At 64.8% G+C, this 14180-nt stretch carries 8 protein-coding genes; 2 read left to right on the top strand and 6 right to left on the bottom strand.

Annotation, left to right across the window (positions count from 1 at the left end; genetic code table 11):
• Positions 1-584 precede the first annotated feature (584 nt).
• Positions 585-4547 carry an autotransporter domain-containing protein gene (locus tag ABDV68_RS01635; protein ID WP_343517902.1) on the top strand — a complete coding sequence of 1321 codons (3963 nt, stop codon included), beginning with the start codon at positions 585-587 and terminating at the stop codon, positions 4545-4547.
• A 177-nt stretch (positions 4548-4724) separates the two neighbouring features.
• The gene (locus tag ABDV68_RS01630) at positions 4725-5759 is read left to right on the top strand and encodes an AraC family transcriptional regulator (protein ID WP_343517901.1); all 1035 of its coding nucleotides are present in this window, start codon (positions 4725-4727) and stop codon (positions 5757-5759) included.
• 123 nt (positions 5760-5882) lie between these two features.
• Here the strand turns inward: ABDV68_RS01630 and ABDV68_RS01625 are convergent, their stop codons facing one another.
• The 6 genes from ABDV68_RS01625 to ABDV68_RS01600 form a co-directional block, all read right to left on the bottom strand.
• Positions 5883-6662 (bottom strand): AraC family transcriptional regulator, encoded by a 780-nt coding sequence (locus tag ABDV68_RS01625; protein WP_343517900.1) that lies wholly within the window; start codon positions 6660-6662, stop codon positions 5883-5885.
• Positions 6663-6765: 103 nt separating this feature from the next.
• Positions 6766-8337, bottom strand: coding sequence for an alpha-amylase family glycosyl hydrolase (locus ABDV68_RS01620; RefSeq protein ID WP_343517899.1), 1572 nt, complete (start codon positions 8335-8337; stop codon positions 6766-6768).
• Positions 8334-9140: an alpha/beta hydrolase-fold protein gene (locus ABDV68_RS01615; protein WP_343517898.1), complete on the bottom strand. Its 807-nt coding sequence runs from the start codon at positions 9138-9140 to the stop codon at positions 8334-8336. The genes ABDV68_RS01620 and ABDV68_RS01615 overlap by 4 nt, the downstream gene beginning before the upstream one ends.
• Positions 9141-9142: 2 nt before the next feature.
• Entirely contained in the window at positions 9143-10273 is a 1131-nt protein-coding gene (locus tag ABDV68_RS01610; protein WP_343517897.1) for an alcohol dehydrogenase catalytic domain-containing protein, read from the bottom strand.
• Entirely contained in the window at positions 10270-11085 is an 816-nt protein-coding gene (locus tag ABDV68_RS01605) for a phytanoyl-CoA dioxygenase family protein (protein ID WP_343517896.1), read from the bottom strand. Before ABDV68_RS01605 ends, ABDV68_RS01610 begins: the two co-directional genes overlap by 4 nt.
• A 198-nt stretch (positions 11086-11283) precedes the next feature.
• Positions 11284-14109, bottom strand: a complete 2826-nt coding sequence (locus ABDV68_RS01600; RefSeq protein ID WP_343517895.1) for a TonB-dependent receptor — start codon at positions 14107-14109, stop codon at positions 11284-11286.
• Between the last annotated feature and the right edge of the window lie 71 nt (positions 14110-14180).

The raw sequence follows: 14180 nt of genomic DNA, 5'->3' as shown, positions 1-14180 counted from the left end.
TCGCACTCGACGATCATGAAAGGCAGGAGTTGGACTTTGAGCAAAAGGCTAGTGTCCCTTGCGCCTGAGTTGGCGGGTGGTTGCGACCTCGGCCAATGGCCTCCGCAACTCTTGGAGCCGACTCGGCGACCCCGACGCAAGCATCCCGCCGATTACCGCGAAGAATGTATCACTGCGTGCAAGGAACGTATCGCCTGTGCAACAGGAAGGGACCAGCGCATGCGGAGTTGCATGCATCGTCCGGATCCTCAGTTCGTCACGAAAGCAAGCTGACTCCTGCTTTTGTCGCATCGCAAAATGGCCGAGCAGGCCCGAGACCGCATGAGAATGGTGCCGGAAGTCGTGCAACGGTTGCATGGAAACCGCGTCGTTCGGTGACGGTCGGTGCAACTCTACATGGAACGGCGATTGCCTAAACATGAGCCGCGTCCGCCGTAGCGCCGTGTTCGTGGCAATTTCGAACCTGATCGCGCCGGGGCGGCGCCCCCCATCAGGAACGAAAGATCACCATTATGGCTTCGCTGCTTTCTCATTCGCTTGCCCCTGTATCGCGCCGCCGGCGCGCTTCGACTTTGCATCGCACTGTGTCCGGCCTCGCGCTGATGGTCGGCTCGATGAGCCTCGTGGGCCTGGCTTCTCCCGCCAAGGCCCAGTGCGTCGAGAACCCGGCGAATGTTTTCACCTGCTCGGGATCGCTGGACTCGACCCAGACGATAAATCGACCGACCGTTTCGATCACGACCACACCCGGCTTCACGGTCGACACCATCTCGAACGGCGGCGGACCCAGCTTCGAGGTGAACGGCCAGGATACGGTCAGCTACATCGACATCGAGGGGTCGCGTCTGGCCGGCGGCGGCGCCTATTTCACCTCCGGCACCGGCGACCTCACCATCGTGTCGAACGGTGAGATCGATTCCGATCTCGGATTGCAGGGCCTGGGCCTCGCGACCTTGAATGGCGGCGACATCAACGTCACCTGGAATGGCCATATCAACAACTCGAGTGGCGAGGGCGTTCGCGTCACCGGCACGGGCGACGTCAACCTGTTGCTCTCGTCGGTCTATGCGCAGGATGGCGGGATCGAGATCAACCAGGACGGTCCGGGCGGCGTGAGCCTGATCGCGACGGGCGATGTGACCAGCGTCAGCGCCCGGGGCGTGGTGGTCAACACCGGCCTGGCTTCCACCGGCGATATCTCGCTGGATCTGAAAAGCGTCACTGCCTCCGGCCGCGGCGTCAACGTCATCAATCGCGGCTCCGGGGCCACCTTCATCCGCGCGACGGGCCCGATCTCGGGTGTCCTCGGCATTCGGGCGACGAACGACGTGGGCTCTGGCGAGATGTTCGTCGACGTCGCCGACATCAGCGGCGTCGATGCCGCCTTCTTCGGCAACAATTACGGCGTGTCCGACACTTTCATCCGGACCCGCGACGTGTTCTCGGAAAGCACGGGCTTGCAGATGAGCAATGACGTGACGGCCGGGAATCTCACGATTATCACCCGCGACGTCGTGACGGGCAGCACCGGCATCTCGGCCGTGAACCAGGGTACAGGCGCCACCTCCGTGACGGTACAAGGCAGCGTGACCACCGAAAGCGGGGGTGGCGTATATGCCTTCAACGATGTCCAGGCGCAGAACCTTTCGGTTTGGACCCAAGGCGTTCAGACGGGCACCGGCAGCGGCATCGGCGTCTCGCAGGAGGGAAGCGGTTCCGCCTATGTCCGCGCCGACGGAACGATCGTCAGCCAAGGCGGTACGGGAATCCGCGTCAATACCGGCGTTCAAGCTGCCAGCGTGACCGTTGCGGCGGCGCAGGACGTTTTCGGTGAAGATTGGGGTGTGCTTGTCGATCATTCCGGCTCTGGCGGAGTCGCTGTCGTTGCCGCCGGCGATATTGTCGGCGAACTGGAGGATGGCGTTTGGGTGAACGCCGGCCCCGCGTCCGGATACGTCACGTTGGATCTGCAGGCGGTTTCTGGCGGCGACTACGGAATCCGGGTCGATAACGCCGGCCTTGGAGGAACCGTCATCCGCGCTGCGGGTCCCATCCTTTCGAACGAGATCGGCATTCGTGCCGAGAACGAAGCCAGCTCGGGCGAATTGCTCATCGATGTCGCCGATGTGTCGGGCATGGATGCGGCGATCGTCGCGATCAACAACGGCGGCTCCAACACCTTCATCCGGACGGGCGATCTGGTTTCCGAAGGCACGGCCCTGAGCGTGGACAATGGCGCGTCCGCGGGCGGCCTGACGGTCTTCACCGGCAATGTTCAGGCCAATGGGGCGGGCATCAGCGTCGACAATGGAGGGACTGGCGAGACCCAGGTAATCGCCGAAGGCGTTGTGGCCGCGGTTCAGGGCGATGGCGTCAGCGTCTCGAACAGCCAGCTCGGCCAGAGCCTGCGCATCGATGTCGATACGGTGATGGCCGGCGACAACGGCGTGTCGGCGAGCCATACCGGGACCGGCGTCGTCACGGTCAACACGTCGGCCTCGGTGATCGGTACCGGCGGGGATGGCGTCCGTGTCCATGCGGGCGCTCAGGGGACCGGCGTGACGGTGACCGCTTCAGCGGTGACCGGCGGCCAGAACGGCATTGCGGTAAACAACTTCGGCGGCGGCGACACCGTCGTCCGTTCGACTGGCTGGGTGGTCGGCAATCAGCAGGACGGTGTCGCCGTCAACAACGGCCAGGACGCCGGCGACCTCGTCATCGAAGCCATGCACGCCGTGGGTGCCGCAAACGGAATCTCCGCCCTGAACCAGGGCACGGGTCTGACCAGCATCACCACGCACGGGCTGGCCCAGGGTGCCGACGCGGGCATCAACGTCTCGTCCCTCACCGGCGGCGACATCGTCATCGGCAACTTCGGCAGCATCCGCGGCGATCAGGATCTGCCGACCGCCCGGGCGGTGCGGGCTTCGGGCGGAGCGATCACGTTCGAGAACGCCGGCGTCCTGCTTGGGACGGTCGAGCTCTGGGGTGACAGCGTTCTGCTGCGCAACGCCGACGTCTGGAACAGCAGCAACGGCGAGAGCCTGTTCTCTGGCGCCGACGACCAAGTGACGAATCTCGCGGGCGGCCTGATCTTCGCGGCGGGCGACGCGTTCACGGGGGAAACCACACGCTGGACCGGGCTCGAGCGTTTCGACAACGGGGGCTCCCTCTGGTTGATCGACGGCGGCGCCGGCGACACGCTGCTGACCCCGGCGGCCTCGGTGTTCCGGGCGGGCTCGACCCTTGGTATCGATTTCGGCGGCGTGGCTTCCGACGTCTTCCGCACCGAAGGGACGCTGGAGATCCAGACCGGCTCCAAACTGGCGCTCAACCAAGTCGGCGCGTTGACGCTTCACCATCGCTATGTGGTCGCCGAGGCAGAACAGGGCGTGACTGGCCGCTTTGACTTCGACGACGTCTATCTGACCGCCTTCGCGGGCCTGCGCGACGGCTACACGGCGACCCAGGCCTATGTGGAGTTCGGCCAGCTGCGGGCGCTCGCTGAGGCGGGGCTGACGCCGAACCAGAAGGCCGCCGCCGGCGGCGCAGACAGCCTCCCGACCGGCAATCCCCTCAAGGACGCCCTGTTGCTGCTGCCGTCGGATGAGGTCGCTCGCGACGCGTTCGATCAACTGTCCGGAGAGGTCCATGCGACCGTCCGCACGGCGTTGGTGGAGGACAGCCGCTTTCCGCGCGACGCGGTGCTGGACCGGTTGGCCGACGCGGACGGATCGGGTTCGATCTGGACTCGCGCGTTCGAAGGCGGTGGCGTCAGCGATGGAAACTCCAATGCCGCTCGCGGCGACCGCGACGGGCGCGGCATGATGGTGGGTCTGGACCGCTCGGTCGGCGGAACGGCGACCATAGGCGCTGCCATAGGCGTGCTGAAGTCCGAAGTCCGGATCGACCGGCGCGCCAGCAGAGGCGAAGTCGAGAGCATCCACGGCGTGGTCTATGGAGGCGTGAATCTGGGCGCCTGGCGGATTTCAGCCGGGCTGGGTTACGCCCGGACCGTGACGGAGACCAAGCGTTCGATCGCCTTCCCGGGGATCCAGGACACGGTCGAGGCGAAGTATGACGGGTCGGTGCTGCAAGGCTTCCTCGAAGCCGGTTACCGTGTATCCGTGAGCGGCGGCTGGGTCGAACCCTTCGCCAGCGTTGCGGCGGTCCGCGCCCAGAGCGACGCCTTCGTCGAGAAGGGCGGGGATGCCGCCCTGTCCGGCGAACGGATCAACGAGGACGCGGTGATCTCGACTTTGGGTCTGCGGTTCGAGACCAGCCTGAGCGGCCCCTTCTCGGTACGCGGCATGGCGGGCTGGCAGCGGAACTGGGGCGATATCGATCCGGTCGGCCGGCACCGGTTCGACGGCGGCGACGTCTTTGAAGTCCTGGGCGCCGCACAGTCGGAGCACGCTGCGGTGGCCCGCCTCGAGACGCGCTGGCGGCTGTCGCCCCGCATCGGGTTCGGCTTGGGCTATGGCGGCGTCCTCGGCGACGGCGGCGTAGACCATGCGGTCACCGGGGTTTTCAGGGTCGCCTTCTGACGGCCCGACTCCGGCGGTCGGGTCCTCGTTCCTGAGCCCGACCGAGCCCTCCGGGCGGGTGTGCACCGTCCGGAGGGCTTGATGCGGCTACGATATCGTTGGCTGGTCTTGAGACAGAGCGTTAGAGTTCGGCGCGCCGTCCGGCCTTCGGCTGGATCAGCGAAGGGAGGCGAGGCTATGACGGACGTTGATCCAACGGGGCTCTCAATCCCGCACAGCCTGTTCGACAGCGCCGAAATCGGAAACCAGTCCGCTCTGGCGATCTGGAAAGACAGCATGGATGCGCTCTACGACGTCCGCCTGTGCGTCGACCACACCGCCTTTCAGGCTCGCGCCGAAGCCTTCCACTTCGGCGAGGTGGTCCTCACCGCCTATCGCTGTCTTGCGCAAACTTTCGATCGATCCCGTGCCCGGATCGGGCGGGACGGGGTGGACCACTACACGCTCCAGTTCTGCCTCTCCGGCAGGCACGGCCGTCGCGAGGGGATGGGAGGCGGGGAGGCCGGGCCGGGCGACTTGCTTATCGCAGACCTCGCCCAGCCCCATGCGACCGCCACAAGCGACTTCGACAGCCTCAACCTGACCGTTCCGCGTCGGTTGCTCGCGCCGCTTCTAAGAGCTCCAGACGAACAGAATCTTCGACTCATCTCCGGCTCGGCACCTCTGGTCGCGCTGTTCCGCAATCACCTGATTGCCCTGTTCGCCGCCGCCCCAACCATGAGCGTCAAGGAAGCAGATTTGATCGTCTTCCCGACACTCGCTTTGGCGGCGGCGGTCCTCAATGCCGAAGCGCCCGAGAACAGCTCCCGGCTCGTGGATCCTATCCTGACCGCGCGGATCCATCGTTTAATATCCGATCAGGCGGCGAACCTGGAACTCAGCGCCGAAGATGTCGCTGAGCGCTTCGGGATATCGCGCCGCAAGCTCTACTACCTCATGGAACCACACGGCGGCTTTGCGTCCTGCCTACGCGAACGCCGACTCCACCTTGCCCATGTGATGCTGCGGGATCCCATGCAACAGGGAAAGAGCATCGCTGAGATCGCGCAAAGCTGCGGATTCTCTTGGCGTACCAATTTCGCGCGAACTTTCCGGTCGCACTTCGGAATCAGTCCTCGGGAAGCGCGGGCGCTGGCGAGCCAGTATGCACCGCCGCCCGCAGGGGATCTGGCAAAACGCCATATGTGGGAATGGATTCAAATGTTGCGCTGAAGGGAGCGATGCTCTGACGGGAATTCTCGCCAGCCTTTGATGCATGGACGGACCCCGCTGCACATCCGCATCCACCCAATCGCAATGACAACCGGTGCGGCACAGGAAGCGGGTCGTTCGTCGCTAACGGCTCGCCAAGCGGTAAGCGCGGGGCGTAACGCCGAACCGACGACCGAATAACGCGGTGAAGTGCGAGGGCGTCGAAAAGCCCAAGTCATAGGCGAGTTCTGCTACGGTAATGTCGCTCGCCAGCAAGCGCCGCGCCGCAAGGTGAAGGCGGTGCGTGCGCACATAGTCGCCATAGGCCACGCCGAGAGTCTGCTTGAATTGCCGGCTGAAATAGGCGGGTGACAAATGGCATAGCTGCGCCGCTTCCTCGAGGGGGGCCGGGTGGGCGGGATCGCGGCGAAGCCGATCGAGCGCCGGGCGGAGACGGTCCACGCCTGTCTCGCGCCGCGGCGTCGGTTCTCCTTCGATCACCGGCGATTGCACGATCGCCGTCACGAGTACGTCGATCAACGACGATGCCAACGCATCGGCGGGGCCGAGATCGGCCAGCCAGTCGGCGATACCGGCTATCCTTTCACCCAGAATGCCGTCCGGCCGCGTGCAGAAGGAATGTGCAAGCCGCTCGAATCCCGGCTGCCGTCCCAGCGCTTCGGCGCTGATCGCGTCGATCTGGACGAGCACCCAGTCCTTCGGGCCGGCATCGAGCGTGAAATCGTGGACTTCCATCGATGGCGCATAGACGATCGAGCCGGGCGACAGCGGATAGCGGCGACCGCTGGTGATGAAGCTTCCGGCCACCTCATGAAAGACCACGAACTCGCAGACGTCGTGAACGTGCGGGAACGGCTCGGTTGCAGGCGCGTGAGCGGGATGCCGAATGCGCTCGGCGCGCAAGGTTGCGCCTGGCGGCAATATGACGGGCTCGCAAATCGGACGGATGGACATGGGTGCGCGGGTCCCATCTCTTCGGTCTTCACCGGTCGGCATGCATGTAAGCTCAGGGGGTGCCGAGAATGCGAACCTCGTAGGGCGCGAGCGTAACGTCGGCCGGATCGGTTGCCTTGCTCCGGTCCATGAGGTCGCGCCAGGCGCCACCCAGCGCGGGCAGCGCGACCCGCGTGATGTTGGCGCTCGTGTTGGCCAGAACCAGCGCGCGCGCGTTTCCTTGCTCACGCAGGAAGCACAATGCCGGCGAAGCATCGTCGCACAGGATCCGCTGCGTGCCCTGGCGCAGCTCGGCCCGAGTTGCTCGAAGTGCGAGCAGCCTGTGATAGAAGTCATACAGCGCATCGGGCTGCCCGCGCTGTTCCTGAAGCGAGATTCCGTCGCCGCTGCGGTTGTAGCGATTGATCCAGGACGGCCGTTCGCCCTTGTACCAGATGGCAGATCCCGGAGCGGAGAGATCGCTGTCCCATCGGAACGCCTCGCGGAGCGGAATGTGCGCCGCATCGGAGCGAGCGGTTTCGTCCACCCGTCCACGCATCCCCAGCTCCTGCCCGTAATAGACGAGGGGGGTTCCGCGAAGAAGCAGCGTGAGCGCCGCACCGACCCGCGCCTTGCGCGGATCGTCGCCGACCTCGGACATGAAGCGATCGGTATCGTGGTTCTCCAGGAACAATATCTGTCCCTTGGCGGCGGGAGTCACCAAGTCCATCGTGCGGATCGCCTTCAGGACCGCGGGCTTGTCGAGCTTGGTCAGCGCGCCGCGCAGCGGGAATGCGAAGGCAAGATCGGCATTGCCGCGTTTGAGCCAGTCGTCGCCATAGCCCCAGTCGGCCTGTTCCGCGATGATGCGGGCGGAAGGGTTGCGGGCCTTTACCGCGCGAAAGATGGGAGTCCAGAAATCGGCGAACAAATTGGTCAGGCGACCCTTGTTGTCGAGGTCGTCCATCATGTGATCGATGCGAAAGCCATCGACACCATCGCGCAGAGACCCGTCCCCACGGGGGTCGATCCAGTGGAGGAACAGCTTCTCGAAATAGCGTTTCACCGCGGGCGTGCGCATGTCGACCATCGAGATGCCGATCCACTTGCCGTCATAGCCCGGCCAGGCGGGCTGCTTCAGGAACGGTTGTGGTTCCTCGTTCGTCCTGGGCCGGTCGTACAGGATGTGGCGGCTGAACGGGGACCCGGGCTTCCCGCGAGATTCGCTCAACCAGGGGTGGCCTTCGGCCACATACTGGATTTCCTGATCGAGATAGATTTTGAGGCCGTGAGCGCGGGCGGCGCGGACAAAGGCGAAATAGTCCTGCATCGTCCCATAGGCGGGATCGATGCCCTCGAAGTCGGTCGCGAAATAATTGTGATAGTAAGGCGATGGCTGAAGCGGCGTCAGCATCAGCGAGGTAACGCCCAACGATTTCAGATAGCCGAGCTTCTCCGTAATCCCCTTGAGATCGCCGATGCGGTCACCGTTGCCGTCGCGGAAGCTGCGCACGAAGATGTGATAGATCACTTCGTCACGCATCGCCCCGGCCGTCAACGCCGGCCGGTCCGACGTTCTGACCTCGACCGGAGACGCGACGGCCGGCGTCAGGGCAGCAAGGGCAAGCGAAGCCAGGATCGTCATGTAACAGGTCTCCTGTCGGGATTGGCAAGTACGGCGCCAAAGAAGCGCAGGCTCTCCGCGAGTTCGCGCCGCCAGTAGCTCCACTCGTGGCCGCCGGGGCGTTCGGCATAGCCATGTCCGATCCCTGCGGCGCTCAGCGCGTCATGCAGCTCACGATTGGCGTCGAGATAGGCGTCCTCGACACCGCAATCGAAGCGGAACGGCGGCAATGCGCCGCGGGCGTCGCGCAACGCAGAAAGGACGCACCGATCGGCCGGCGCATTGCTCCAGCGCGCGCGGGACTCGACGATGAGCTCGTCGAGCTGCTCGATCCGGGTGAGCGCGGAATGCGCCGATGCAGCGGTTATTCGCGCGGGATGCTTTCCGGCAAACCGAAGTGCCGCGAACCCGCCCATGCTTAGCCCGCAGACAAGCAGAGGCGACGGGCCGGTCCCGTAGGCCAGCCGCGCGGCGGCGGGCGCTTCCTCCAGCGCCCAGGTCTCGAAGTCCTGCGCGCGATGCGCGACATAGCCCGACCCGTCGCCCCACAGTCCGTCCGAGGGCATGCAGAGAATCACCGGCGGCAACAGGCGTTCGGCGACCAAGACTTCGGCGGTCCGGTGTGCGGCGCCCTTGGCCGCCCACGCCCAATGCGATCCATAGACGCCATGCAGCAGCAGGATCACCGGCGACTCCGCCGTGATCCCCGCGGTCGCGTAAAGCGTGAGATCGGCGCGCTGACCCAGTGCTGCGCTCTTCACCGTCATGAAGCGCAATCCGTCAAGTGGGATCGCAGGATCCGAAAGCTCGGTGGTGCGGAACATGGTCAGTCGATCCGCACCACGCCCTTGGCGCTGGTTCCGGCAAGCATGTCTTCAAACGCGCGGCCAAGGTCGGCCAGGGGATAATGGTGCGTGATGAGCGAAGCCACTTCCAGCGAACCCTGTTCGATCCAGTCGAACAGCCGGGGGAAATCGCGTGACGGCATGCAGCCGCCATAGAGCGGCGTCAGGTAACGTTTGTTCCAGAAGAAGTCCGGCATCGCCACCGCCACTTCGCCATGCGCGCCGCTCACCTGAAGCGCGTTACCGCCGTTGCGCACGAGCAGCAGAGGCAGAAATGCGAGCGCGGCGACCCCGGTGGCTTCGAAGGCATGATCGACCCCTCGCCCATCGCTGAGCGACTTGATCTCGGCGATCAACGCGGCGTGGCCCGCGTCGTCGGGCGACGCCAGGACCGTATGCGTGGCGCCGAGCGCGCGCGCCCGCTCGAGACTCGCCGGCCGGCGGTCGACCGCGATGATCGTCGTCGCTCCGGCCAGTCTGGCACCCTGGATGACATTCAGGCCGACGCCGCCCAGACCGACCACCGCAACGCTGTCGCCGGTCTGCACGGCCGCGACATTTATTGCCGACCCGACCCCGGTCATCACCGCGCATCCGAGAACGCACGCCTGGCTGGCCGGCAGCGAGGGGGGTAGCGGCGTAACCGCCTCAGCCCGGACCAACGTGTACCGCGCGAAGGTGCCGAGATGAAAGGCGCGTTCCACGCTTCGGCCTTTCCAACGGGTGTGGCCGGCATGTGCGCGGCTCGTTCCCAGCCGCGCGGGCTCGATCTCATGGGTTCGCTCGCACAGCGCCTCCTGACCGCGCGAACACTGGAAACACGTGCCGCACGGGATGGCCCAATTGAGCAGAACCGGCTGCCCGATCGAAAGATGCGTAACCCCCTCGCCGATCGCCTCGACTTCGCCAGCCCCTTCATGGCCGATCACGAGCGGTCCCGGCCAGCGGAGCGAGGCATGATCGGTGTGGCACACCCCCGCCGCGCGGAGCCGCACGCGAACCTCGCCGGGGCCTGGCGCCGCCACGCTGATCTCGTCGATCACGAAGCCGCCCTCGCCGTCGGCAATCGCCGCCGGCCCGGTTACGGACCCCGCAACCGGCCCACCGGTCATGCCGCCCGCTTCTCGAAGAGCACCGGATTCTTGGGCGTGTCGATGACCTCGCCGATTTTCGCGCCGGGGCACCAGCGCGCCCAGTCGGCTTCCTGCATCGCGTTCTCGGGCGCCTTCAGGCGAATGTCGCGATCCATGTAGATCATCGTCATCACCGAACGCGGACGATCGGACCGGTTCGGCCCCGCGCGGTGGAACGTCCAGCCGAGGTGAAAGCTCACCTCGCCCAGATCGAACGGCCCGTCGATCACGGGGAAGCCATGTCGTTGCATGTCGGCGGTGATCATCCGCTCGCTTTCGTCCGAGATGCCCAGATCGCGCCCGAACTCGACCGACTGGCTGCCTTCGAAGAAGGCGAGCGGCCCCATATCCTGCGGCACCGCCTGAAGGGGAATCCACGCCGTTACCGTGCGGTCGCTGTCGAGTGGCCAGTAATATTGGTCGGCATGGGCCGGCGTGATGCCGCCGCCAGGCTCCTTGTAGAGCGATTGATCATGGTAGAGACGGACCCCGTCGACCCCGAGCAGCGCGGCCGCGATCCCGGCGATGCGGCGGCCGAATACGAATTCGCGCACCGTATCGTTCTCTTCCCACAAGTTCATGACTTGCAGGAATGCCTTGTCATAGGTCGTCCGCTCGTCGAGCGGCAGCGTCTGCGTGTTGAGCGCGATCGTCAGCCGCGTGATCTCTTCGCCATAATGCCGGAGCGTTTCGGCGGAGAGCACATCCTTCAGGCGGATGAAGCCATCGCGGTTGAACTGCGCGATTTGCGCTGCCGTGACGGGGTAGTGGGTATCCAGGTCGTTGGTCATCATGCGCACTCGTTGATCACTGCGAATAATGGAGAATAGCATGGGGCAGGTGTCGTGCGGTGCGCATCGCTGTCGTGAAGCTGGTCAAAAACTGTCGGATTCATGTTGATCGATCGATCAGCGCCCACAAGGTTGGCCGACGGCTCGCCCAACCTTCCCCGCGCTCGATCGCGGGAAAAGTGTGGCGGCCGGACCATCTCAGAACTTCAACGTCGCGCCGGCGTAGACGACCCGGCCGAAGCGCTGGAGCGTGCCCGTCTGCGCTTCGCGTCCAAAGAAGGAGCGGGTCGGCGCGTCCGTGAGGTTGTTGCCCTGCACGTAGAGGGTCAGCCCGTTCAGCGGGCTTCCCGGCTGGAACGCGTAGGACATCTGCGCATCGACGACGGTCTCGGGCGCGTTGCCGGTGATCTGTTCGTTCAACCCGAATTGCGGTGCGACGAAGCCCGAACGATAGCGCACGCCAACGCGCGTCGCGAACCCGCCCTTGTCGTAGAAGATCGTCGGATTGACGACGTGCCGCGACAGGCCCGGCAAGGGGATTGTAACCGCCTGACCCGAAAGGCCGCTTCGGATGTTCAGGCTGCTTTCCGTGTACGCATAGTTCACGATGACGCCCAGTCCGTCGAACGGTGCCGGAAGCGAGCGGAAGCTCCGGCTGAACTGAACCTCGGCACCGCGGATATTGCCGCCCTTGCCGTTGATCGGCGCGAATAGCGGACCGGTGTCGAGAATGGTCGATCCCGGCGGCGCGTTCGACGGCAAGGGCGGGAAGATCAGGCCGGCGGCGCGGTAGTCGAATTCGTCGATGGTGCCGCCGAGGATGAAGCTCTCGAGGTCCTTGTAGAACACGCCGACGGTGAAGATGCCGCTCGTTCCGAAATAATGCTCGTAACCGAAATCGAACTGCTTCGCGAGAAACGGCCTGAGCCTCGGGTTTCCGCCGCTGCCGCTCGGCTTGTATACGCCGTTGCCGATCGGGTTGATGCCGACGGAGATGGAGTTGCGCAACTCAAAGAAGCGCGGGCGTGACATTTGCCTCGAGAAACTGAGGCGCAGCCTGTCATGGTCGCTGAGGTCGAGGATGAAGTTCGCCGAAGGCAGCAGCTCGGTATAGCTGCCGCCGATCGTGGATTCGTAGCGCGCGCCGGTCGCGCTCGTCGGATCGGTCAGCGACGAGGTCGATTGCTGATCGGTATGAACCACCCGCAGGCCGATATTGCCCTTGAAATTGAGCCCGCCGGCAATCGTGTTGAAGTTGATCTGCCCGAACCCCGCCCAGACCTCTTCACGGATCCGGAAACTCTGGTCGTAGGTGAAGCCAAGGAATGGATAATCCTGGCGTGCCTCGCGATTGGGTCCGACATATTTGTCGAGGATCGCGTCGATATCCACCGCCAGGAAATCGGGGAATCCGGCATCGGCATAATCGCCCTTGAAGCCGGCGACCTTGTACAGGTCCGACGTGAGCGCAACCGGGCTGGCGATGCCGAAGGAATTGAACGTCGTGACGGTGCGTTGCGCCGTTCGCGTCGAGTAACGGGCGCCGACCTGGATGGATTCCAGGAAGGAGCCGTTGAACTTGTAGGTCAGGTCGCCGGCATAGGCGGTGAGTTCGTCATCGTCCTCCTGCGGAACGATGTAGAAGCCCTGGAAGCGGTTCGTCTCCGGGTTGGTGAAGTCATAGTTGAACTTGACCGTGGGCAGTTTGAGCCCGTTGAGCTGGTAGTCGAGCTGAAGCGCCCCCGGAACGGCGTTCGCCCGGGTGAAGGTCGCACCCGTCTGAACATAGCTGTTCACGTTGATGCCCGAATTCACGAAATAGCTGTTCGCGCTGGAATAGCTGGCATCGAGATTGAGCGTCAGGCGATCGCCAAAGTCCTGCTGGAAGTTCCCGGCGATCGTATACAGCCGATCGCGGTCGCTTTCGTCCTGGTTGATCGATTCGAAATCGATCCCGTTGCCGCTGACGAAGCGCCCGCCGGTGATCGCGTCCCCATCGCTGACCGGGTTGATCAGCGTGCCCCTGGCGGTATTGCCGTTCTGCTCGCCGCCGAACCGCACGCCGCGGCGGCGAACATCCGACTTGAAGCGCGAATAATAGCCGTCGATCTGGAAACGGGTGCTGGGTGACGGCTCGAACTGGATGACCGCCAGCGCGCCGTCGCGCGTCTCCGTGCCGCCGAACTGAGTGGCTTCGAAGCCGTAGCCGATCGAATCGCGCACGCCGTTGTTGTTGAGGTCGAGCGCGTTGCCCCCGCCATTGGTGCCGGTGCGGGTATAGTCGTAGCCGACGAAACGCGTCGCGACATTGGGCTGAACGAGCCGGGCATAACCGAGCGCGATGCCGAGCGTGTCGTTCAGCAGCTTGGCCTGGATCCCGCCCGATACGCGATAGCCGAACTCGTCGGCATCGGGGCTCTGGCTCGCCCGGTCGTTATAGCTGGCGCGCAGGTTCAACGACGCCGAGAAATTCTTCTTGTTGTCTAGCGGCCGCGCGGTCCTCAACTCGACCTTGCCCGCGATGCCGCCTTCGATCTGGGACGCCATCGGCGACTTGAAGACCGCCGCCTGGGAGAGCAGCTCGGAGGGATACTGGTCGAATTCGATCGTGCGCAGGCCGCTGGTCGAAACCTGCTCGCGGCCGTTCAGCGTCGCGGAGACCAGGTCCTGGCTGAGGCCGCGGATGTTGATCGCGCTCGCCTGGCCGCCGGTGCGTTGCGCGGCGACGCCGGGCAGGCGGGCGATCGCCTCGGCGATCGAGACGTCGGGCAGGCCGGCGATGTCCTCGGCGGAAACGACGTCGACGATGATCGGCGCATCGCGCTTGGCGCTGATCGAATTCTCCACGCTGGCCCTGAAGCCGGTGACGACCACCTCCGACGCCTCATTCGGCTCGGCCTGTGCCGGGCCGGCCGGTGCGTTGCCGGTTTGCGCCGCCGCCCCCGTGGAGAGGGAGAGCATCAATGCGGCACCCGCCGAACCCAGCAGGAGTCCGTTGCGACGCTGACGTGCAAATTCTTTCATCTCGATCCTCCCCCGAAGCGCCGGGACAATTCCCCGATGCGCTGCATGGCAATCGTGTCGCTGCCGTAGGT

The sequence above is a fragment of the Sphingomonas sp. genome (genome assembly GCF_039595165.1).
Taxonomy (GTDB): domain Bacteria; phylum Pseudomonadota; class Alphaproteobacteria; order Sphingomonadales; family Sphingomonadaceae; genus Sphingomonas.
The sequence above is the reverse complement of the archived record's forward strand: the minus strand, read 5'-3'. Positions and strand labels throughout refer to the sequence as shown.

Excerpts from the sequence above, each read along its gene's own strand:
- ABDV68_RS01630 (WP_343517901.1), top strand. The coding sequence starts at position 4,725 with ATGACGGACGTTGATCCAACGGGGCTCTCAATCCCGCACAGCCTGTTC.
- ABDV68_RS01620 (WP_343517899.1), bottom strand. The coding sequence starts at position 8,337 with ATGACGATCCTGGCTTCGCTTGCCCTTGCTGCCCTGACGCCGGCCGTC.
- ABDV68_RS01615 (WP_343517898.1), bottom strand. The coding sequence starts at position 9,140 with ATGTTCCGCACCACCGAGCTTTCGGATCCTGCGATCCCACTTGACGGA.
- ABDV68_RS01610 (WP_343517897.1), bottom strand. The coding sequence starts at position 10,273 with ATGACCGGTGGGCCGGTTGCGGGGTCCGTAACCGGGCCGGCGGCGATT.
- ABDV68_RS01605 (WP_343517896.1), bottom strand. The coding sequence starts at position 11,085 with ATGACCAACGACCTGGATACCCACTACCCCGTCACGGCAGCGCAAATC.
- ABDV68_RS01600 (WP_343517895.1), bottom strand. The coding sequence starts at position 14,109 with ATGAAAGAATTTGCACGTCAGCGTCGCAACGGACTCCTGCTGGGTTCG.